A 23,204-nucleotide genomic window follows, 5' to 3' on the forward strand; every position below is an offset into this window, starting at 1 on the left:
GAGGGGATTACATGCCGGAAGTACGGATTGGGAGTGAGATAAAAACATATCCGCAGGGAACCGCCTATGCGGAGATTGCGGAGGAATATCAGAAGAATTACGAGAATGATATTCTTCTGGTCTCGGTAAATGGACGGCTGCGGGAGCTGCATAAAACACTGCAGAAGGACTGCCAGATGGAATTTATCACAGCGGCAGATACGGCTGGCTATCTGGCATATCAGAGAAGTGCCGTCTTTCTGATGATGAAAGCCTTTCAGAATGTGGCAGGCAGGGAAAATGTGAAAAATATCACGGTCTGCTTTTCTGTTGAAAATGGCCTGTATGTGGAGGTGGAAGGCAGGGTAACACTCAGCCAGGAGCTCTTAGACCGTGTGAAAGCGGAGATGAAGCGCCTGTCTGAGCAGGATCTGCCGCTGCAGAAACGGAGTGAAAATACGGATGAGGCGATGGATCATTTCCAGGAGCAGGGCATGTATGACAAGGCGCGTTTGTTCAATTACCGGCGGGCGTCGCGGGTCAATGTTTACCGGCTCGGCGATTATGACGACTATTTCTACGGATATATGGTCATGAGCACCCGGTATCTCAAATATTTTGATTTACAGATGTACGAGGAAGGATTTATCCTGCGTCTGCCGAACAAGAAGCAGCCGAAGGCGATTCAGCCGTTCCATCCGCAGAAAAAACTGTTTGATGTCCAGCAGGAGGCGGAAAAGCTCGGTCACAAGCTCGGTGTGTTTGACGTGGGAACACTCAACGATACGATCGCCCAGGGGCGCATGAACGACCTGATCCTGATGCAGGAGGCGCTGCAGGAAAAGAAGATCGGAGATATCGCGGAGCAGATTCATGAGAGCGGACGCAAGCTGGTTATGATTGCGGGACCGTCCTCTTCGGGAAAAACAACTTTTTCGCACCGTCTGTCGATTCAGCTCGGCGCGCTGGGAATGAAACCGCATCCGATCGCGGTGGACAATTATTTTGTCAACCGTGTGGACAGCCCGCGGGATGAAAATGGAAATTACGATTATGAGGCATTAAACTGCATCGATGTGAAACAGTTTAATGAAGATATGGAAGAACTTCTGGCGGGAAAACGCGTGGAACTGCCGGTTTACAACTTTGTCAAGGGCGAGCGCGAATATAAGGGCGATTTTTTGCAGCTTGGGGCGGAGGATATTCTGGTCATCGAGGGAATCCACTGCCTGAATGATGATTTGTCATATTCACTGCCGCGTGATAAGAAATTTAAGATTTATATCAGTGCGCTGACCCAGTTAAATATCGACGATCACAACCGCGTTCCGACGACGGACGGACGTCTGATCCGGCGGATGGTCCGCGATGCGAGAACGCGCGGCGCGTCGGCACAGGACACGATCCGGATGTGGGATTCCGTCCGCCGGGGCGAGGAACGGAACATTTTCCCATATCAGGAACAGGCGGATGCGATGTTCAATTCGGCATTTTTATATGAGTTTTCGGTGCTCAAACAGTATGCGGAGCCGATCCTATATAGTGTTCCGCGTGATTCGGCGGAGTACAGTGAGGCGAAGCGGCTGCTCAAATTTCTTGATTATTTTCTGGGTGTCAGCAGCGAACAGGTGCCGCACAATTCGATTGTGCGCGAATTTATCGGCGGAAGCTGTTTTAAAGTATGATTGACTGGACAAATGCCTGAAAATATGGTAGAGTTAGGATGTTTTGAGTAAGACAGATGGTCGCGGCTGCAGAACCGAAAGGCTGCAGGTGAGGAAAGTCCGGGCTTCACAGGGCAGGATGCCAGATAACGTCTGGTGGAGGCGACTCCAAGGACAGTGCAACAGAAATGTACCGCCCGGTTTACCGGGTAAGGGTGGAAGGGCAGTGTAAGAGACTACCGCCCGGCTGGTAACAGCCGGGGCACATGTAAACCCCATCCGAAGCAAGACCGAACAGAGAGCGCAAGGCGGCCCGTCTGCTCTCGGGTAGGTTGCTTGAGCCTGCTGGCGACAGCAGGACTAGATAGATGACCATTCAACGACATAACCCGGCTTACCGTTTTGCTCAAATCATTTAAGAGGGCTGTTGCCGAATGCAGATACCAAAGAGCATCTTTATCCGGCAGCGGCTCTTTTTTCTATATTGCATACAAAAGAAAAGGGGGAAATTTTATGTTAGAAGGATTTGCATCACTCGTTGGTGTGATCAGCAATGTTATGTACAGCTATCTGTTGATTATCATGCTGCTGGCGGTCGGACTGTATTTCACACTCCGAAGCCGTTTCGTACAGCTCCGTCTGCTTCCGGAATCAATCCGGGTAGTCGGAGAAAAGACAGACAGCAACTCCGTATCCGCATTTCAGGCGCTGATGGTATCGACGGCGAGCCGCGTCGGCACAGGCAATATCGTAGGTGTAGCCAATGCGATCGCCATCGGCGGTTACGGCGCGGTGTTCTGGATGTGGCTGATCGCGATTGTGGGCGGCGCATCGGCTTTTGTTGAGAGCACGCTGGCACAGATTTATAAGAAGCGCGACGCATCCGGCGGAAGCTACGGAGGTCCGTCTTATTATATCGAGGCGGCGCTGAAGAGCCGTGCGCTGGGCGTTGTCTTCGCGATTGCCCTGATTGCTACTTATGCTGGCGGTTTTAATATGCTGGCGTCCTTTAACCTAATTGACAGCATGTCGAATTACGGCTTTTACCATCAATTTATGATGGGGGACAGGAGCCTGGTTCCGATGATCGGCGGCGCCATTCTGGCGATTCTGGTCGGCATCTGTATCATAGGCGGCGGAAAACAGATTGTCCGCATTACCGGCGTGCTGGTTCCGTTTATGGGCGTTTTCTACATCCTGATGGCGATTGCGGTCATGATCTTAAACATCGGAAGACTCCCGGAGGTATTTGTCAATATCTTCTCCAATGCCTTTGATTTCAAGGCGATCTTCGGCGGATTTGCAGGTTCTGCCATGATGCAGGGAATTAAGAGAGGTCTGTATTCCAACGAGGCGGGTGTCGGTTCTGCACCGAACGCGGCGGCAGCAGCCGATGTCAGCCATCCGGTTAAGCAGGGACTGGTACAGATGCTTTCTGTTTTCATCGATACGATCCTCATCTGTACGGCAACTGCGATGATGTGTCTCTGCACCGGCATCGTTCCGTCGGAAGAGCTGAAAGGCGCTCCGTTTGTACAGGAATCGCTGGGAACAATATTTGGTGTGATTGGACCGTACTTCATCACATTTGCACTTCTTCTCTTTGCATTCACGACGCTGCTCGGCAACCTGTTCTACTGTGAAGGATGTCTCAACTACATCGCAGGCCGCACGCTGAAAAATAAAGAAATGAATGTGTTCCGCCTGTTTGCGGTGGTAGTTGTTTTCATTGGCGCACAGCTCCAGTTCGGTCTGGTATGGGATCTCGCGGATGTCCTCATGGGTATCATGGCGATCATCAACCTGCCGGTTATCGTGATTCTGGGAAATACAGCGCTCAAATGTCTGGATGATTACCTGGTGCAGAAAAAGGAAGGCAAGAATCCGTGCTTCAAGGCTGAGAGTATCGGGCTGGAAGGTAAGACAGAGTTCTGGAATTAAGATGTTCAAGGGTAGGCACTTTTGTAATCTATAATCTGGAAAATAATAAAAAGCCATGAAATCGCTTATGATCTGTAAATCTACAGAAAAGTCGTTCATGGCTTTTTTGATATTCATTTGATATATTCAGGAGAATTTACAGCGAATACTTCTCATCACAGTACTGGCAGCGGTATACCTCTTTTTCCTCATCCGCGAGATAGAAGATATGCGGAAGCTCCTGCTCGATCGAGGTAATGCAGCGCGGGTTCTTGCAGTGGATGACATTTGTGATTTTTTTCGGCATCTTGACATCTTTTTTCTCTACGATTTTTCCATCCTTGATGATGTTGATCGTGATACGGTGATCGATGTAGCCGAGCACATCAACATTTACCAGATCAAGGCTGCCGTCGATCTTGATGATGTCCTTGCGTCCCATCTTGCTGCTGCGCGCATTTTTGATGATAGCCACCTGGCAGTCCAGCTTGTCCAGCCCCAGTTTAAAGTAAATATCCATACTGCGTCCTGCCTGGATGTGGTCCAGAACAAAACCTTCTTTTAATCCGCTGATATTTAACATGGTTTTTCCACCTCCAGTAAAGTCATGATCAGAGCCATACGGACGTATACGCCGTACTGAACCTGTTTGAAGTAAGCGGCACGCGGGTCGTTGTCCACCTCAACGGAAATCTCATTGACACGCGGAAGCGGATGGAGCACAAACATATCATCACGGGCAAGCTCCATCTTCTTTTTGTCGAGAATGTAGCAGTCTTTCATACGGATGTAATCTTCCTCGTTGAAGAAACGCTCTCTCTGGACACGTGTCATGTAGAGAATATCAAGCTCCGGCATCGCCTCATCCAGGTTTTCAACCTCTTTGTACTCGATTCCCTTTGCATTCAGTGTATCCTCAATGATATAATCCGGGACGCGCAGTTCCGGCGGGGAAATGAGGACGAAACGGATGCCTGTGTAGCGGGACAGCGCATTGATTAAGGAGTGAACCGTGCGTCCGAATTTCAAATCGCCGCACAGACCGACTGTTAAATTGTTCAGGCGTCCTTTTAAAGAACGGATCGTCATCAGATCGGTCAAGGTCTGCGTCGGATGCTGGTGACCGCCGTCGCCGGCATTGATAACCGGGATGGAAGAGTGCAGGGAAGCAACCATCGGCGCACCTTCCTTCGGATGGCGCATCGCGCAGATATCTGCGAAGCAGGAGATAACGCGGATGGTATCTGCCACACTCTCGCCCTTGGAAGCAGAGCTTGAATCGGCAGAAGCAAAGCCAAGAACCCGTCCCCCTAAGTTCAGCATAGCAGCCTCAAAACTTAAGCGTGTACGGGTGCTTGGCTCATAAAACAGAGTCGCGATTTTCTTTCCGTCGCAGACGTGTGCATATTTGGCTGGATTGGCTTCGATATCGGAAGCGAGATCCAGAAGCTGGTCGATCTCCTCAACGGAAAAATCCAGTGGATTCAGCAAATGTCTCATTTGATTCTCCTTCTCTATTCGTATTAGCATATTTTTCCCAACTATTATAAAACATTTCCAGATGGATTGCTATAGCTTTTAATGATCTGTGATATAAAAAATATGAATAGGGGGGATAGAAAATATGGACAATGTGATGACGGCTGGAAGATTACCTGCGATGAAATAGGAAATAAAAATGACTTTACAGGGCAAAATGGATTAGCGTAAGGAACAGTCAGACAGGGAGAAAAATCTGGTAAGAAAAGCGTAAGGAACATTAAGAAAAATAAGGTAGGAGAATTGAAACAAATCCGGTATAATGTAGAAAGAAGAACTGGAATTGCAATGGTTGAAACTTGTATAAATCCAGGTTGTCAGGAATGGATTTCGATGGAATATTCAGGAGCATGAAATAAGTTAGAAAATGGAGAAGGTTGATGGAAGAGCGGAAAGTGCCGGGGAAGAATGAACTCCGGAAACGGGAACCTGTCATACAGGTAAAAAATCTATATAAAGTCTACCGCGTCGGCGAGACGAAGGTATACGCGCTGAACGGCGTTGATTTTACGATGTACCGTGGCGAATTCTGTGCGATTGTAGGTACCTCCGGTTCGGGTAAATCTACCTTATTGAATATGCTGGCGGGGCTGGAGAAGCCGACGAAGGGCGAGATTGTCATAGCCGGACAGCACATAGAAAAATTAAACGAGAACCAGCTGGTGGCATTCCGCCGGGAGCGGGTCGGATTTATCTTCCAGTCATATAACCTGCTCGGTACGATGAATGCGGTTGAAAATGTAGCGCTTCCGCTGTCCTTCCGCGGTGTGCCGCGCGGCAGGCGTCGGGAGATGGCGGAAAAATATCTGAAAATGGTCGGACTGGAAAAAGTCGGCGATCATATGCCGAACCAGATGTCCGGCGGGCAGCAGCAGCGTGTCGGCATTGCACGGGCGCTGGTGGTACATCCAGAGATCATTTTTGCAGACGAGCCGACTGGAAACCTGGATTCGCACACGACGATGGATGTGCTGAAACTGATGCAGCGGATCGTCCGGGAACAGAACCAGACGCTGGTTATGGTCACGCATGATAACCATCTGGCGGCGTATGCGGACCGGATCTTCCATATTATCGATGGTAAGATTGTGAAGATAGAGGAGAATCGGCAAATGGGTAAGGAGGATGGGAAAATAGAAGGCTAAAACACAGGAATGCTGACGATAGAATGAGAAATTGATAAAAGCAGCATTTAATGTGAGAGGATATGGAGGTATGAAAAATGAGAGGTATGAGAAAGTGGAAGAGATGGGCGGTGTTTTTGCTGCTTTTTGTGGTGCTGGCGGTGGGAGGAAGCCGGACAGCGCAGGCGGAAATGCTGGATATGACAAAATATAACGATGATTTAATTACCGTCAGCAAAGTGCCGCACGGAAAGGCCGGAAATAAAATTTCGATTAAGATGACGGTTCATAATAATGGCAGCAAAGGAGATAATTATTTAAGAACAATTCGTTTAGCCAATGCGGATCAATACGATCAATTTTATACATATGATGATGACGATGATGATGACAGTGATTCGGATTCCAATATTTCATGGTCTGGAAAACATTTTCCATTTGAAGCTGATTCAAATACGTTTAAAGAAAAAAGAATTGATGTAAAGCCAGGTTCGTCTAAAAGTGTAACATTGACGTATAAACTGCGCCGGGATTTGGCAGCAGGATATTATCAGGCGTTTTTCTATATTGATGACAGCCTAAAAGTCGGCATCAACATCTGGGTTTCCGCTTACGACGGTTCCTCCACCGAGGAAGACGACAACACGAAGCTGGACTACGATTTTTCCATCGGCGATAACCAGCAGACGCCGTATGCGGGGTACAATCAGGTCATGGATTTTGGCGTGAACCTGACCAATACGGGACTTAAAAAGGTTTACGATGTCCGCGTGGATATGCAGCTTGACGCAGATATTACGAAATTCCCGTTTGATATCAATGAGGGCAACTATAACCGTAAAATGGGGGATATGGAATCAGGGCAGATGGTGACGGTTCCGTACAGCATGATGGTGCGTGAGGACGTAAAATCGGGCTTTTTCCCGATTCACTATCTGGTTACATACCGCGAAGAAGAGGGCGGCGAGTTTTCGGAGCCGGTGGACAAGGTGTTTTACGTGCGCGTCAAGGGAAAAGATGACGATGAGCTGTCGGCGGATGCGGGCGAGCAGGATCGAACCAAGGCGCGTATCATCGTGGACAGCTTCGAGACGATCCCGGCAGAGATCTATGCCGGACAGCCGTTTGAACTGCGTGTGCGGATGAAGAATGCGTCTTCGGATGTGGCAGCTTCCAATATTATGTTTACATTTGCTTCGGAAGAAGTTGAAAATACGCCGATCTTTACATCCGAGAGCGGTTCCACCTCCGTAGTTGTCAATAACATGGCGCCGGGGGCGACGGCGGATCTCTCGATGGTGTTCAAGGCGGCGCCGACGGCGGAGCAGAAATCATACCGCATGACGATTCAGGAGCAGTACGACAGCCCGGAATTTAAAAATGCCAAAGAAGAAGTCAAAATTGCCCTCCCGGTCAAACAGGAGCCGCGGCTGAACACCAGCACGATCGATGTGATGCCGGATGCGATCGAGGTTGGTTCTGAGACGAATGTCATGTTTGGCATCAACAACACCGGAAAAGTAATTCTTTACAATGTTATGGCGCGTTTTGAGGCAGATTCTATCCAACCAGCTGACGCTTACGTGGGAAATATCAAGCCGGGCGAAACCGGCAATGTCGATACGATGCTGACCGCGATTGCGCCGACAACCGATGATGGAAAAGTGAAGATTATCATTTCCTATGAGGATGAAAATGGAGTCGTTTCAGAGACTGAAAAAGAAATGCTTCTGAACGTGAGTGAGGCGTTTTCCGATGACGGGATGGACGGCATGGATGGAATGGACAACGGCATGGATGCAGATGCCGATGCGGCGCAAGCGGGCGGCGCTGGGCGGATCGCTCCGATGCTTGTGATCGCTGCGCTGGTGGGCGCAGGTGCCGGTGTAATTGTCTGGAAGAGGAAAAAGAAGAAAATAGCAGGAGAAAAGGCGCTTGAAGACGAATTAGAAGAGGAACTGGACAATGAGCTGGGCGAGCCGGAAATGACGACAGCAGATGTATCGGAAGACGAAACAAAGGACGTTGAAAAAGAACAAAACGATCATCTGAAAAGAAAGAAAAAATAGAAAGGACCGGTTAAAATGAGATTCAGTGATCTGCTGACGATGAGCGTCAACAACCTGTTTCGCAGAAAGCTCCGTACCTTTCTGACGGTTCTGGGAGTCGTGATTGGTACGGCATCGATCGTTGTCATGGTTTCCATCGGAATAGGACTGAAAGAATTTACCATCAAACAGTATTCTTCCTATGGAAGCCTGACCGCGATTCAGGTGTATAATTATGACAATGGAAATTCCAGCGATAAGAAAAATCCAGAGGACAGCTTTATGACGGATGAGACGATGAAGACATTTGAGAAGATTCCGCATGTGACAAGTGCTTATCCGGATCTGAACCTGAATGTGATTATGCGTCAGGGTGTCTACGAGGGAAATGTGCAGCTGCATGGGATCCCCTTGGGAGCAATGAAGAATATCAAGCTGGGGGAAGGAAGTTTGCCGACTGCCGAAACGAAGGATATGGAGATGGTGGTCGGAAACATGGTCGCGCAGAATTTCAGCAATGCCAAGACAGGAAAAGGTTACTGGGACACCGGGGAGATGCCGGACATCGATTTTATCAACAAACCGATGTTTACGATCTTTGACACGGATGCGTACTATCAGTCCAAGGGAAATTCCAGCGGCGAGGATGGCAGCCAGAAAGTAGCGGCGCCAAAGAAATATATGATGAAAACGGCTGGAATGGTAGCGGGTGGACCGGAAGACTGGAGTGATTACAGCTACGGCGTCTACGTGGATCTGAATAAGCTCAAGACACAGCTGAAACAGATATTTAAGAAAAAGCCGATTCCGGGACAGCCGACCAATAAAAAAGGAAAACCGTACAATTATTTTGTCTATGAGGAAGCGACGGTCAATGTGGACGATATGGATCATGTAATAGAGGTTCAGAAAGCCATCAGCAACATGGGCTATGAGGCAAACAGCCAGATGGAATGGCTGGAACAGTCCAAACAGCAGTCCAACATGATCCAGGCAGCCCTCGGCGGCATCGGCGCCGTTTCCCTGCTGGTAGCTGCGATCGGCATTGCCAACACGATGATGATGTCCATCTATGAGCGGACGAAAGAGATTGGCGTGCTGAAAGTGCTGGGATGTTCCCTTGCAACCATCCGAAATATGTTTCTGATTGAGGCAGGTTTTATCGGTTTCATGGGAGGACTCATCGGACTGGCGCTGAGTTTTATGGTTTCCGTGCTGATTAACCAGTTTCTGGCAGCGACTTTTTTATATGGAATGGATGGAAAACTGTCCGTGATCCCGATCTGGCTGGCAGTTCCATCGGTAGGATTTGCCATCATCATCGGCATGGTAGCCGGATTCTTCCCGGCGATGCGCGCAATGAAGCTGAGTCCGTTGGCGGCGATACGGAATGAGTAGGGGAAAATCAGATACAACAGTAAGTGTAAAAAAGATTCTGAAAGTACATATTAATAATTGGGAGGAAGTTAGCTCCGGAAATGACAGAAAAAGTTGTTTCCGGAGCTTTTTTAAGTCTGTAGAGAGATAAGCGTTATGTATAAAAATGCATAAAATAATCAATATATAAAGTTCTGGAAAGCTGTTTAAAAAGAAAAATTTCGCAGAATACCCTGTCTGCGAAATCTCTGTACATTATACTATGCTTTTTTTGCGAATTCAATAGAAGTTTCTGCCAAGAATCTATTAGGAAATTATTAAGATAGAAGTTTCTGATTAAAAATTCATCAAATTCTAAATCAATATCAAATAAAAAACCTTTATTTTCAGAAAGAATAACAATTTATTTTCTCAAACTGCGCTGATATTTTCGCAGAACAGGGTATCTGCGAAAATGGAAGAACTGAGAGGAAGAGACCCGGTATGTGGTACGTAGTGCAGACAACTGTGGGAAGCGAAAAACAGATAGCGGAGAAATTAAACCGGGTTTATTCGGAACATGCGGACCCTCCCTGCTTTGTGTTGCTCAAAGAGCGAACTTGGAGGCGGGAAGGTATTTATCAGATTGGCGTGGAACCGATGTTTCCGGGATATATTTTTGTGGACACAGAAGACCCACAGCGTTTGGAAGAGAATGTTCATAGGTTGGCAGGAAAAGCCCAATTGCTGATGGGCGGGCAAGCGCTTGCAATAGAATCATCGGAGGAAATACTTTTTAAGGAATTGCTTCGAGGAGATTCGCAGCATACAGTGAGACGATTTCTGGTACAGGCAAACGAGGCTGGAGAGATTGTGTCGGCGGAAGGAATTTTAGGAGAGCTGCTGGGGCAGATTGTGCGAAAGCGATTCCGCAAGCGTGTTGTGACACTGGAAATCCCATTTTTGGGAAAAACGCATCAGGTAGAATTATCGATTCGGGTCAAGGACGATCGGGAAAAAACAATGAAAGAGGAAACAATTTGAGACAATACGAACCATTCAAGAGACTGTTCCGAATAGGAAGTGCGGCTATCCTGATGGGAGTGATCACGGGCGTATATGGATGCGTCTGGAACGGTTATTTCAATAAATTGATCGAATTTCCTTTCTGGAGAAGAGGAAACTGGTTGATGATTGCCCTGTATGCAGGACTGCTATTTTTCTTCTTGATGACATACGGAGGATTTCGAATCGGATATCTGAAAAAAGGAAATCTGCTCTGTTCTCAGATTCTTTCGATCGGTCTTTTGAATGTGATTACTTACATACAAATATCGCTGTTGGATAAAAAATTTCATGATCCGAAGATTTTGATTGCCATGACACTGGTGCAGCTTTTGATAGCGATCATATGGACATTCTTATTTCAGAAGCTATACCGCTGTTTATTTCCGCCCAGAACGATGCTGCTGGTTTGCGGCGATCGTCCGGCGTTTCATCTGATGGAGAAGATTCACTCGCGGGAGGACAAATACTATCTGGCGAAGGCGATTCATATCCAGGCGGGAATGGAAGCGATCATCCGGGAAGCACAGGATTTTGATGCTTTGATTATCGGAGATATTCCGGCAAAAGAACGCAATGCACTGCTGAAAAAATGTTTTGAACGCGATATACGAACCTATACCGTTCCAAAACTTTCAGATATTCTGATTCGGACATCCGAAGAATTGGATATTTTTGATAGTCCGCTTCTTTTATCCAGAAATGAGGATATGTCCGGTATGCAGCGCTTTTTGAAGCGGATGCTGGATGTGATTTGTTCCGGAGTGGGACTGGTTGTATTATCACCATTTTTCCTGTTGGTGGCATTGTCAATTTATCTGACGGATCGCGGACCTGTTTTTTATAAACAGACACGGCTGACAAAAGGTGGGAAAGAATTTCAGATTTGCAAATTTCGAACCATGATTCAGAACGCGGAAGAAAAGAGCGGAGCAAGACTGGCATCGGAACATGACGACCGCATCCTCCCAGTAGGACATTTCCTGCGCAGAACCCGTTTGGATGAACTGCCGCAGCTTTTAAACATCTGGAAAGGCGAGATGAGTCTGGTCGGTCCGCGCCCGGAACGTCCGGAACTGGCAGCAGAGATTGAAAAGGAAATACCGGAATTTTGCTATCGGCTGAAGATGAAGGCGGGGTTGACGGGGTATGCACAGATATATGGAAAGTACAATACGACGCCATATGATAAGCTCAAACTTGACTTGACATACATACGAAATTATTCGTTTCTGCTGGATTTAAAACTAATTCTAATGACTCCTAAAATTATGATGTTAAAGGAAAGTACAGAAGGAATTCAGGAAAATGGGAAATGAAAAGATATGTGAAAATGAATCAGAAGAAATCACAGTATCGGTTGTTATGCCTGTTTATAACGGAGAAAAATATCTGAATCAGGCTATAGAATCGGTTCTGTTGCAAAGAAAAGAAATAAGCAGCATAGAGCTTTTGATTGTAGATGATGCTTCAACAGATTCTACACCTGAAATCATAAAAAAATACCAAAAAGAAAATCCAGAGATTCGCTATCTAAGAAATAAAACCAATATGGGAGCGGCAAGGAGCAGAAACTATGGAGTAGAAGAAGCAAAAGGAAGATGGATTGCTTTCTTGGATGCAGATGATTGGTGGGAAGAAGGAAAATTAATAAAACAGCTTGAAATGCTGAAAAAAAAGAAAGCTTCTCTCTGCACAACGGCTAGAGAACTGGTAAATAAGGAAGGAGATTCTTTAAGGTGCATTATACCGGTAAAAGAAGAGATAAGCTATAAAATGATGCTTCGGCAAAACTGGATTAATTGTTCGTCTGTTCTCGTGTTGAGACATATTATGCGAGAGTTTCCAATGCTGCATGAAGATGCACATGAAGATTATATTACCTGGATGAAAATCATACAAACATATGGAAGTGCCTGCGGAGTAAATGAGGCACTTTTAAAATATCGTTTGACAGGAAAAGGAAAATCTGGAAGTAAATGGAAGTCTGCTCAGATGACATGGAGCTCATACCGGTATCTTGGATTTGGAATAATAAAAAGTCTGTATTGTTTTTCTAGCTATATGCTGCACGGAATCTGGAAATATAGATCGATTGAACTCAATAGAAGGGTGTGAAAAAGATAGAAGAAAAATTACAAATATTAGTATCAACAATGAATCAGGATGATAAATCTTTAATAAAACGTATGAACATACATAGTGATGCAATCATCATCAATCAGACAGATTCATTTTCAAAAGAGACATGGAATGAAAATGGAAATAACTTTGAATGGTATAACCTGGAAGAGAGAGGGGTGGGATTAAGCAGAAATAATGCATTATTAAGGGCTACGGGAAATATCCTTCTATTTGCAGATGATGATGTGAGATATATAGATAATTATGAAAAAATAATTCAAACTGAATTTGAAAAAAGAAAAGATGCGGAACTGATTTTGTTTAATGTGGAGAGTACAAACAAAAACAGACCAGAGTATATAGATCAAAAATTTCATAAAGTACATTTTTACAATTATCTTCGGTATGGAACGTTTCGAATTGCAGTCAAAAAAAATAGTATCAGAAAGCATAATATTTCATTTTCTCTTTTGTTTGGAGGCGGAAGTAAGTATAGTTCAGGCGAAGATTCGTTATTTTTAACAGAGTGCTTAAAGAAAAACATGAAAATATATGCATCGGAACAACAAATAGGATATGTCGATCATCGGGAATCTACATGGTTTAAAAATTATGACGAAAAGTATTTTTATGATAAAGGAGCGTTGTTTTCAGCAATTTCAAGGAGATTTTCAATGGCTTTGTGTCTGCAATATTGTATACGTCATAAAGAAGTTTGCAAAGAATTAGGGTTAAAGCAGGCATATAAAAGTATGTTAAAGGGGCTGCGTGAATATGAAAGGTGGTAAAGAAAAAGAGATAAAAGATTGTCATAAAACGGTGAAATTGAAAGAAATAAGAAATTATATATTATTAAAATGCTGGTATCCAGCAATATACAGATTCGGAAAGAAAAGAGTATTTGATAAAAAAAGAATTATTATTATTGAAAATTTTGGAAAAAAGCTTAGTGTGAATTTCCAGCCTTTATTTGAGAAATTGAAAAAAAGACCGGATCTAAAAGTAAAAATCATATATTTGGAAAAAGAAAGAGGAACAAAAATAGGGTATTTATGGAGATGCACGAAGCTTGTATGGGATTCGGCATCCGCAGGGTATATTTTTTTGTCGGATGCGTTAAATGTTTTTTCGTGTGTGTCAATACGTTCAGATAGTGTTTATACACAGTTGTGGCATGGATGCGGAGCATTTAAAAAATTTGGAAATGCATTATCAAAAGGAAAAAAGGAAACATATTCAAATTATAATTACAATACATGGATGACTGTAAGTAGTCCGGAAGTGAGATGGGCTTATAAAGAAGCATGCGGGCTTCCAGAGGAAGCAATTATTGCCACTGGCATTAGTAGAACCGATCGTTTTTTTGACAGGGAATTTCATAAAAGAGCAAAGAAAAAAATCAGGAAATATATTTTGTTTAATACCAATCGAAAGATTATTTTATATGCTCCTACATTCCGAGGCGATGCATTAGATGCACAAATGCCACGGATTTTGTCATTAATTCGTTTGAAAGCTGCATTGGAAAAACAGTATGTTATTGTCTTTAAGCAGCATCCGCATATAAAAGAGCATATAAAGATACCGAAGGAATGCGCTGATTTTGTGTTTGATGTAAGTGAAAAGATGGAAATAGATGAACTTATGTGCGTTGCCGATTTATGTATTACGGATTATTCCTCATTGATTTTTGAATATTCGATTTTTGAACGCCCGATTCTTTTTTATGCCTATGACCTAAAGGAATACTGTAAAGAACAAGGCTTTTTTTATGAGTTTGAATCATTTGTTCCTGGATATATATGTAAAACGGAAGAAGATATAATTTATCAAATTGAACATACAAAAGATTATGATTTGAAAAAAATGAGAGAATTTCGAAAGAAATTTATGTCATCTTGTGACGGACATGCGACAGAAAGAATTTTGAAATTAGTTTTTGGAGAAAGCTGGTGATCAGATGTTAATGAAAAGATTTATAAGAGATATAAAAAAATATTTTGGCTTTTCAGTGGTTTCAGCGAAAGCACAGTTAAAGTCAGAAGTGGCAAATTCATACTTAAATTGGCTTTGGTGGATATTAGATCCCATTTGTTTTATGCTCATATATACATTTATTTTTGGTTATGTTTTTAAGGCAAAAGAGCCATATTTCCCGATTTTTATTTTTATTGGATTATCCATGTGGGATTTTTTTAATCGAATGATTAATCAAAGTGTACGGATTGTAAAAACAAATAAGCCAATTGTTTCTAAAGTGTATCTTCCGAAATATATATTGGTATTGACAAAGGTATGGGTAAATTCTTTTAAAATGATGATTTCCTTTGCGATCGTTATCTTAATGATGATTTTTTGGAGGGTACCCTTTACCTATAAGATTATTTATACGATTCCAACGCTGCTTTTATTATTGCTTTTTACGTTTGCGTGCTCACTATGGCTGCTTCATTACGGAGTCTTTGTTGAAGACCTTTCGAATGTAATAACGATCGTATTGAGAATGTTATTTTATTTGACAGGTATTTTCTATAATGTCGCTACAAGAATTCCGGCACCCTATGGAGAGCTTTTGACTCGCTATAATCCTATGGCGTTTTTTCTGGAGTGCATGAGAAATTCACTGCTTTATGGAAAAATTCCGCATCGAAAATTAATGCTGGCATGGTTTGTAGTTAGCATTATTTTGGCAGGAACCGGAATTCGAAAGATTTATAAAAATGAAAATAGTTATGTAAAGGTGATTTAAATGAAAGAAAATGCAATTGAAATAAAAAATTTATGCATCAGTTATCGCGGACTGAAATCCTATTCAATAAAAAAAAGCTTATTGCATTTTCATAGAAATAAAGTAGATGAATTTCAGGCAATCCGCAATGTGTCGTTTAATGTTCCCAAGGGAAATATTTTAGGAATTGTAGGAAAAAACGGCAGCGGAAAGTCAACGATGTTAAATGCAATTGCAGGTATATTTGCTCCAGACAGCGGAACAATTGATTTGAAAGGAAACAGCGTTTCGCTGCTGTCGATTGGGGTGGGATTTCAGAGAGAATTGACGGGACGTGAAAATATTATTTTGTCGGGAATGCTTTTGGGATTTTCTGAAAAAGCAGTCCGGGAGCGAATGGAAGAAATTATAGAATTTTCGGAACTTGGAAAATTTATTGATGCGCCTGTCAGAACGTATTCCAGCGGTATGTATTCAAAGCTGGCATTTTCTATTACGGCGATTTTAGAGACGGACATTATGTTGATTGATGAAGTGCTCAGTGTAGGAGATGCCCGATTTAAGAAAAAAAGTTATAACAAAATGAAGCAGCTGATCTCGGATGAAAATAGGACGGTTGTTATGGTGTCGCATGATACAAAGACGCTGGATGGATTGTGTGATGAGATACTGTGGCTCCATGACGGCGAAATAAAGATGTACGGGAATACAAAAGAAGTTCTGGAGAAATACGAAGAATTTATGAGTTAAAGATGGAGAGGGTATATAGAAAATGAATACAGCAATTATTTTAGCAGGCGGTACAGGACAAAGAATGCATCAGGAGATACCGAAGCAATTTATCAATGTCAACGATAAACCGTTGATTATCTATACGCTAGAGGCATTTCAAAAGCATCCACAGATTGACAGCATTCTGGTTGTATGTATCGATGGATGGCATGATATTTTGAAAGCGTATGCCAGACAGAATCATATAACAAAATTAAAGTGGGTGATAAGCGGAGGAAGTACCGGGCAGGAATCGATCCGAAACGGTGTGTTTGCGCTTGAAAATGAATGCAAAGAGGATGATATCGTGGTAATTCACGATGGGATCCGGCCATTAGTTGATGAAAATGTTTTGTCCGATGTGATTGTAAAATGTGGGATTTATGGAAATGCAGTAACTTCCCTTCCGTATAATGAACAGATCTTTGTAAAAAAAGATGAAGAAACAACGGAACAGTATATTCCGAGGGAAACATTGAGACGAGTTTCGACACCGCAGGCATACAAATATGGAACATTGCTTTGGGCGTATAAAAAAGCATTTAAAGAGAAAATAGGTATCTATGGTTCTTCTTATACGAATACAATGATGACAGATTTGGGAGAAACACTTCATTTTGCTGCGGGTTCTGATAAAAATATCAAGATTACGACACAGGATGATTTGGAGTTATTTAAGGCATTACTAATGTTAAAAGAACATTAATGTAAAGGGAGTTTTCAGATGAGAGATAAGAAAATTTGGATTTTCAATGCGGGGAATGCGTTTGATGGGAATCCCAAATGGCTTTTCATGTATATTGTGAATTACAGGAAAGATATTACTTCATACTGGTTTTGCTATACGGAGGAAACGAGAGATTATATTCGTAAATTGGGATATCAGGCTTTTCTGTTTAAATCCAAAATGGCTGAAAAATTGGTTCACAGGCAGGAGTTTATGTTGTGAACCAAAATAAAGAAGTGTTTCAGCCATATTTGAAAGGAATAGAAGTTCTTAACTTATGGCATGGGGTAGGTTGTAAAGCAATTGAAAAAAATGTTCGAAGCGGCTTTTTAAATGAAAGGGTAACAAAGAAAAATATTATTAATAAAGAAGTATATCGAAACTATCAGCTTTTTCTGGTTACATCGCCTCTGATGGAAAAACATTTTATTGAACAGTGCGATTTGCCTAAAGATAAAATTATTCGAGCTGGATATCCGTGTTGTTTTTATCCGGGAAAAATTAAGACATATGATCATGATATCTTGAAACAAAAAAAGCTGCCAGAGAATACGAAGATAGCTGTTTACGCACCGACTTACAGAGATGCTTCTGCTACTAATTTTTTCTCACAGGCGATTCCGGATATGGAAAAGTTAGTGGATGTATTGGAGAAAAATAATTTCCTGCTGATCTTTAAAATGCATCCATTGATGGCGAATGATTTCCAATACCAAAATATAAAAAAAATATATACAAATTGTCCGAGAGTGCTGTTTTGGGACAATGCAAATGATTTTTATGAAATATTTGATCGGATTGACCTTGCAATTGTCGATTATTCTTCTATTTTCTATGATATGCTGGCAAGCGGAGTCAAACATTTTGCCCGATATATATTTGACTATGGTCAGGAAAATACGTTAAGAGATTTTGCATTGGATTACATGGAAAATACGTGCGGAAAGATCTGTACTAATTTTCAGGAATTTTTAGAAGTGTTTTCAAAAGCAGATGAGGATGAATCGGAAGAAATTGCACGTATCTATAAAAAATTCTGGGAATATGCAGATGAGCATTCTCTGGAGAAAATAGTAGATGCAGCACTTTTGTTTGAACCGGATGAAAGTAAGAAATTGCCTACTTTATATAGTTTTGATATTTTTGATACATTGATTGGCAGAAGTACGCTGCTTCCAATCGGTGTTTTTTATCATGTTCAAGATAAGATGAGAGAATCAAAATTAGAATATCCTAAATATATCAAGGAAAATTTCTATAAAATTCGTCCATGGGCGGAATCAAATGTGCGTGAATACTATAGAAAAAGCATAGTTCTGCGGAAGGATAGAAGAACTGAAATTACATTTGATTTGATTTATGAGAGAATCAAAGAACTATATAGCTTAACAGATGAGCAGACAGAGCAGTTAAAGAAATGGGAATTGGAATGCGAGTATGAGACATCTATACCATATCCGGAGAAAATTCAGCAGGTTAAAGACTTGATCGAACAAGGGGAAACGGTTGTTTTAATCAGCGATATGTATTTACCAAAAGAATTTATAAAAAAGCTGTTATGCAAGGCGGAGCCAATTTTGGGGGAACTCCCACTGTTCCTTTCAAGTGATTATGGAACACAGAAGACAACAAAAGAATTGTTTTTTGATGTATATCATGCCGTAGAGTGTCGGTTTGGTAAATGGATTCATTATGGAGATAATAAAAATGCAGATGGGAAAGTGCCAGCCTCAATTGGAATTGAATCTGTAAACCATGAAATCCCGGCGTTTGATTTTTATGAAAAAAATTTGACTCAATTTATAGCAACGTATGATTCTTATCAGATAGCGGCTTTGTTTGCAAGGTTTCGCCAGGAAGAACATCGTATGGAAGAGGTATATGCATATTCGTATGTGTCCTTATATTGGGTTCCGTATGTGAATTGGGCGATTAGGCATGCGCTTGAGAAGAAAATAGATTGTCTGTATTTTATTTCTCGCGATGGATATCATTTAAAACGAATTGCCGATGCGATTATAAAAGAGAAAAAACTTTCTATTAAAACGAAATATATATATGGTTCAAGAAAAGCTTGGAGAATTCCTTCTCAAATCTATGAAATAGATGAAGAATTTTTCGGTGAATTTGGAAATTTTGTTGATATAGAAGAGTATGATAAATTGTTGGAAGCGGCTAGCATGACTTCAGAAACATTTGAGAGTATGTTTCCTGAATTGGCTTATTTAAAAGAAAAGAAAATAATTACACGTCCAGAACTCAAAAAAATTAGAGAGGCTTTTTCTGTATCCGAAAAATATGAGCAGTATCTTCTTCAGACGGCTGCAGAACAGAGAAAAATTGTTCTGGAATATTTGAATCAGGAAATTGATTTTTCGGAAAAATATGCATTTGTGGAATTCTGGGGACGAGGATATACGCAGAATTGTTTAGCACGTTTACTCTGGAAAGCTGCTGGATATAAACACGATAACATATTTTATTATGCAAGAAGTATCTATCCATCGAATGGACATCTAATCCGTTATAATTTTACGGGGAATACATATTCACAAATATTTATAGAATCAATTTTTGCTAATCTGCCATATCGCAGTGTTAGTTCTTATGAGAGAAAGAATGGAAAAGTGGAACCTGTATTAAATCCTTGCGATAATAATCAAAGTCTTCATAATGCGCTTGAAAGATACCTTCCTGAATTTGCAACTGATTTTTGCAGGATGATATTCGAAAATGAAGAATCAATAGGAAGAAGTCTTTTTGATTTTGGAATATCATTTTTCCATAATAATAAGAGTCAGGATATCTTTCTCCAAATGACAGCTTCTTTATATGACTCAGTGGCTCTTTATGGAAAGACAAGAGAATATGCTCCACCAATCACGATGCTAGCAATTATTAAATGGGCGAGAGGCGGACATTTTGGAACAAAGGATTTCAATCTGTCTCTGGCCAGATCGGCATGGTCCTATCGTTTTGTGTGGCGATGTTATCGAAAATGGATTCACGGCACAAAATATGCTGAAAAAATAAAAAAATTGCGGGAGAGGAGATAAAGTATGTATTATTCACATCCATTGTATGTAGAAGATATAAAGAAAATTTCAGATTATACCTTTCCGTGGGAAAAACTGGAGAATAAGAAAATTTTGATTACCGGTGCTAGCGGAATGATAGGAACGGTGTTAGTAGATGTGTTGATGGAACATAATCGTACATATGATTCTAAGATCCATGTGTTTGCAATGGGACGTTCTGAGCAGAGAGCACGTGAACGTTTTAAAAATTATATGGAGGATCCGAACTTTTCCTTTATTCAGGGTGATATTAATAATTCGCTGCAGCTGGATACAAAAATGGATTATCTGTTTCACTGTGCCAGCAATACGCACCCGAGAAGCTATGCAGAAGATCCGATTGGGACGATTATGACGAATGTGGCGGGAACAGAAAATGTATTAAAAATGGCAGTGTATTCAAAGGCTGAGAGAGTTGTTTTTCTCTCTTCGGTCGAAATTTACGGCGAAAATCGTGGAGATGTAGAACGGTTTTCAGAAGAGTATTGCGGTTATATTGACTGCAATACTCTTCGAGCCGGATATCCGGAGGGAAAAAGAACGGGTGAAGCGCTGTGCCAGGCGTATAGACAGAAATATGGACTGGATGTTGTGATTCCGAGAGTATGTCGAGTCTTTGGTCCGACGATGCTTCAAAGTGACAGCAAAGCATTGGCTCAGTTCATAAAGAAAGCAGTAAACAGAGAAGATATTGTTTTAAAGAGTGAAGGAAATCAATATTTTTCTTATTGCTATGTTACGGATGTAGTGTCTGCATTGCTTTATATTCTGTTTTATGGAAAAGACGGGGAAGCTTATAATATTGCGGATGAGAAATATGATATTCGACTGAAAGAACTGGCAGGTATTTTAGCAGACTATGCTGGCAGAAAAGTTGTGTTTGAACTGCCGGATGAAATAGAGCGGAAAGGGTATTCAAAAGCATCGGATGCGCGGCTTGATGCGAAAAAGTTGAATCAGTTAGGTTGGAAGTCAAAGAATGAAATGAAAGAACAGCTTGAAAAAACAATCGAAATAATAAGGTCGAAGACGGAATGAGAATGAAATATGTGGAGGAGCTAAAGTGATTGCTATAGATAGGTATAAAAAGAGTTTAAGCTGTATCATGGCTGTATTTACAATGATGAGTCTCCGAATGAATCTGTTGAAGATGGATTACAAGGGAAATCCATTGAAACGGTATTTGGATGCACTATCAGGTTTTTCACTAGATCAGCTTATTCTCTTTGCGGGAATGATATGTTTATTTTATTATATGTTAAAAGAAATTCAGAGGTATAGACCTGAAAATAAGGCAGAGTTCAGAAAAGATTGCTGCTGTGCAGGTTTATTGGGATTTTTTTTTGCAATATGCATGATTGTAGGTAATGCGATTGAGGTAAACGGAGAATTAAGTGCCCTGTACATGGGAAAACTTCAGATCTTTAAAAGTATAACGGTTCTTATCGGTTATACATGCCTTTTTTCAAGCGTGATAATCTATTTATTTTATAAATGGGACCATCTTACATTATGTCAAAATTCGAATGATGAAAAGATAGTCTCAAAAACTTTCGGGGGGAGGTATCTCTCGTTCCTTGAGAATCATACATTTCTGTGTTCGTTTTTGACGATAGTAGTTTTATATATTCCTTATATTGTGTGTTCATATCCGGCAATTTTGCAGGGAGATGCACAAGATTTTATTTTGCAGGGATATAATTTGCCTAGTCTTCAGTCAGAACGATTGGTATTGTTAAATAAAAATGTATACTTAAATGCGCATCATCCCGTGGCATATACAATGCTTGTGCATATCTGTATGATAATTGGAAAGTTTTTGTTTAAGTCGTGGAATGCGGGATTGTTTTTGGTTTCGTTAATTCAATTTGTATTTGCTGCAAGTGTTATTTCGTATTTTGTGAAATTTCTTAGAGAACTTCGTGTTAATATAAAAATATGTTTCGTGAGCCTAATTTACTATTGTATTTCTCCGAGAATGGTATCATATATGTTTTTATTTTCAAAAGATGTTTTTTACGCATATATGATGCTGTTCCTCATTGTTTTGTTAGCTAAAATAATGATTTGGAAAAGTCTTTTTACTAGTAATAGAGAAAAGTGTAATAAAAATATATTGTTGATTTATTTGGCATTGATATTTCTTTGCGGTGGCTTCATTGTTTTCTTTCGAAATGAAGCAAAATATATTGTTGGAATCTGGTTTGTTTTTCTTATTGCTCATTTTAAAGAATATAGAAAAGAACTGGGGATTGGGTTGGCGTTAATCTTATTCTTGCTTTTTTCTATAAATCATATTATTTTTCCGTATTTAAAAATTACACCAGGAAGTACAAAAGAGATGCTTTCGGTTCCGTTTCAGCAAACAGCACGTTACATAAAAGAATATTCGGATGAGGTGACGGAGAAAGAAAAAGAGGTAATTGATCGCGTCTTAAATTATGATACATTATCGGAACGTTATGAGGCCGACCGTTCTGATAAAGTCAAAGATGGCTGGAATAAATATACATCTAAAGTAGAATTAAAAGAATATTTTTCTGTATGGTATCAGATGCTGAAGAAACATCCTTTAGTTTATGCAGAAGCCACTCTAAACAATTACTATTATTATCTATATCCTGGTAAAAGATTGGCCACAAATTATTCATATAGTTGGTCGGAAAAATGCATGGATAGTGTGAATAAACGTGGAAATCAATTAAATATGGATGTTCATTATCCAGTTAAGCTGAAATGCTTAAGAAATTGTTATGAAGCGTTGCGAGAAGGAATATTTAATCTTCCAGTGCTAGGAGCATTTAAGTGTGTTGCCTTATATATCTGGCTACTATTAATATTTGCATTTTATTTATTCAGAAGACAAAAGATAGATATTTTATGTTGGGGGATTATCCCATTATTGGCTTCGGTAGGTATTGCATTTTTGGGACCGTGCAATGGATATTACTTTAGATATGTTTATATGATTACGGTTGCATTGCCGGCGGTATTGTTGCTTGGATTGATTGATAAGAAATATCGTTGGATAAAAATGAATAATGCAGGAACACAGATTTTGAATGATAAGTGAAAGGAATAT

At 41.2% G+C, this 23,204-nt stretch carries 19 protein-coding genes and 1 other RNA gene; 18 read left to right on the plus strand and 2 right to left on the minus strand.

Going from position 1 to position 23,204, the window contains the following annotated elements; genetic code table 11:
• Nucleotides 1-11: 11 nt before the first annotated feature.
• From DW085_RS07915 to DW085_RS07925, 3 genes are all read left to right on the plus strand, one after another.
• The gene (locus DW085_RS07915) at nucleotides 12-1,664 is read left to right on the plus strand and encodes a nucleoside kinase (RefSeq protein WP_118492136.1); all 1,653 of its coding nucleotides are present in this window, start codon (nucleotides 12-14) and stop codon (nucleotides 1,662-1,664) included.
• Between the two features lie 44 nt (nucleotides 1,665-1,708).
• Nucleotides 1,709-2,056: RNase P RNA component class A (gene rnpB / locus DW085_RS07920), an RNA gene on the plus strand.
• Between the two features lie 100 nt (nucleotides 2,057-2,156).
• The gene (locus tag DW085_RS07925) at nucleotides 2,157-3,584 is read left to right on the plus strand and encodes an alanine/glycine:cation symporter family protein (RefSeq protein WP_117795155.1); all 1,428 of its coding nucleotides are present in this window, start codon (nucleotides 2,157-2,159) and stop codon (nucleotides 3,582-3,584) included.
• 136 nt (nucleotides 3,585-3,720) lie between these two features.
• Here the strand turns inward: DW085_RS07925 and DW085_RS07930 are convergent, their stop codons facing one another.
• Nucleotides 3,721-4,146: an aspartate carbamoyltransferase regulatory subunit gene (locus tag DW085_RS07930; protein WP_022359701.1), complete on the minus strand. Its 426-nt coding sequence runs from the start codon at nucleotides 4,144-4,146 to the stop codon at nucleotides 3,721-3,723.
• The gene (gene pyrB, locus DW085_RS07935; protein WP_107001544.1) at nucleotides 4,140-5,063 is read right to left on the minus strand and encodes an aspartate carbamoyltransferase; all 924 of its coding nucleotides are present in this window, start codon (nucleotides 5,061-5,063) and stop codon (nucleotides 4,140-4,142) included. The genes DW085_RS07930 and pyrB overlap by 7 nt, the downstream gene beginning before the upstream one ends.
• A gap of 419 nt (nucleotides 5,064-5,482) precedes the next feature.
• On the opposite strand from pyrB, the gene DW085_RS07940 reads away from it, so the two are divergent.
• From DW085_RS07940 to DW085_RS08010, 15 genes are all read left to right on the plus strand, one after another.
• Nucleotides 5,483-6,247, plus strand: a complete 765-nt coding sequence (locus DW085_RS07940) for an ABC transporter ATP-binding protein (protein WP_118492138.1) — start codon at nucleotides 5,483-5,485, stop codon at nucleotides 6,245-6,247.
• 77 nt (nucleotides 6,248-6,324) lie between these two features.
• Entirely contained in the window at nucleotides 6,325-8,295 is a 1,971-nt protein-coding gene (locus DW085_RS07945; RefSeq protein WP_243022758.1) for a CARDB domain-containing protein, read from the plus strand.
• 15 nt (nucleotides 8,296-8,310) lie between these two features.
• Nucleotides 8,311-9,672, plus strand: coding sequence for an ABC transporter permease (locus DW085_RS07950; protein ID WP_118492140.1), 1,362 nt, complete (start codon nucleotides 8,311-8,313; stop codon nucleotides 9,670-9,672).
• A 462-nt stretch (nucleotides 9,673-10,134) separates the two neighbouring features.
• Complete coding sequence (locus tag DW085_RS07955) at nucleotides 10,135-10,674, plus strand: transcription termination/antitermination NusG family protein (RefSeq protein ID WP_118492142.1); 540 nt, start codon at nucleotides 10,135-10,137, stop codon at nucleotides 10,672-10,674.
• The gene (locus tag DW085_RS07960; RefSeq protein ID WP_118492144.1) at nucleotides 10,671-12,014 is read left to right on the plus strand and encodes a sugar transferase; all 1,344 of its coding nucleotides are present in this window, start codon (nucleotides 10,671-10,673) and stop codon (nucleotides 12,012-12,014) included. The genes DW085_RS07955 and DW085_RS07960 overlap by 4 nt, the downstream gene beginning before the upstream one ends.
• Nucleotides 12,004-12,813, plus strand: coding sequence for a glycosyltransferase family 2 protein (locus DW085_RS07965; protein WP_118492146.1), 810 nt, complete (start codon nucleotides 12,004-12,006; stop codon nucleotides 12,811-12,813). The genes DW085_RS07960 and DW085_RS07965 overlap by 11 nt, the downstream gene beginning before the upstream one ends.
• Nucleotides 12,810-13,607: a glycosyltransferase family A protein gene (locus DW085_RS07970; RefSeq protein WP_118482217.1), complete on the plus strand. Its 798-nt coding sequence runs from the start codon at nucleotides 12,810-12,812 to the stop codon at nucleotides 13,605-13,607. The genes DW085_RS07965 and DW085_RS07970 overlap by 4 nt, the downstream gene beginning before the upstream one ends.
• Nucleotides 13,594-14,775 carry a CDP-glycerol glycerophosphotransferase family protein gene (locus DW085_RS07975; RefSeq protein WP_118492147.1) on the plus strand — a complete coding sequence of 394 codons (1,182 nt, stop codon included), beginning with the start codon at nucleotides 13,594-13,596 and terminating at the stop codon, nucleotides 14,773-14,775. Before DW085_RS07970 ends, DW085_RS07975 begins: the two co-directional genes overlap by 14 nt.
• 4 nt (nucleotides 14,776-14,779) lie before the next feature.
• Nucleotides 14,780-15,568: an ABC transporter permease gene (locus tag DW085_RS07980; protein WP_333491424.1), complete on the plus strand. Its 789-nt coding sequence runs from the start codon at nucleotides 14,780-14,782 to the stop codon at nucleotides 15,566-15,568.
• Nucleotides 15,569-16,297: an ABC transporter ATP-binding protein gene (locus DW085_RS07985; protein WP_118482219.1), complete on the plus strand. Its 729-nt coding sequence runs from the start codon at nucleotides 15,569-15,571 to the stop codon at nucleotides 16,295-16,297.
• Between the two features lie 22 nt (nucleotides 16,298-16,319).
• Nucleotides 16,320-17,024, plus strand: coding sequence for an IspD/TarI family cytidylyltransferase (locus DW085_RS07990; RefSeq protein ID WP_118482220.1), 705 nt, complete (start codon nucleotides 16,320-16,322; stop codon nucleotides 17,022-17,024).
• A gap of 18 nt (nucleotides 17,025-17,042) precedes the next feature.
• Nucleotides 17,043-17,267, plus strand: coding sequence for a hypothetical protein (locus tag DW085_RS07995; RefSeq protein ID WP_118492149.1), 225 nt, complete (start codon nucleotides 17,043-17,045; stop codon nucleotides 17,265-17,267).
• Nucleotides 17,264-20,101 carry a CDP-glycerol glycerophosphotransferase family protein gene (locus tag DW085_RS08000; RefSeq protein WP_182430835.1) on the plus strand — a complete coding sequence of 946 codons (2,838 nt, stop codon included), beginning with the start codon at nucleotides 17,264-17,266 and terminating at the stop codon, nucleotides 20,099-20,101. The genes DW085_RS07995 and DW085_RS08000 overlap by 4 nt, the downstream gene beginning before the upstream one ends.
• Nucleotides 20,102-20,104: 3 nt before the next feature.
• The gene (locus DW085_RS08005; protein ID WP_118492153.1) at nucleotides 20,105-21,160 is read left to right on the plus strand and encodes an NAD-dependent epimerase/dehydratase family protein; all 1,056 of its coding nucleotides are present in this window, start codon (nucleotides 20,105-20,107) and stop codon (nucleotides 21,158-21,160) included.
• 25 nt (nucleotides 21,161-21,185) lie between these two features.
• On the plus strand, nucleotides 21,186-23,195 hold the full coding sequence (locus tag DW085_RS08010; protein ID WP_118492155.1) for a DUF6020 family protein: 2,010 nt from the start codon (nucleotides 21,186-21,188) through the stop codon (nucleotides 23,193-23,195).
• The last annotated feature ends 9 nt before the right edge of the window (nucleotides 23,196-23,204 follow it).

Source organism: Clostridium sp. AF50-3, assembly GCF_003477445.1.
Taxonomy (GTDB): Bacteria; Bacillota; Clostridia; order Lachnospirales; family Lachnospiraceae; genus Otoolea; species Otoolea fessa.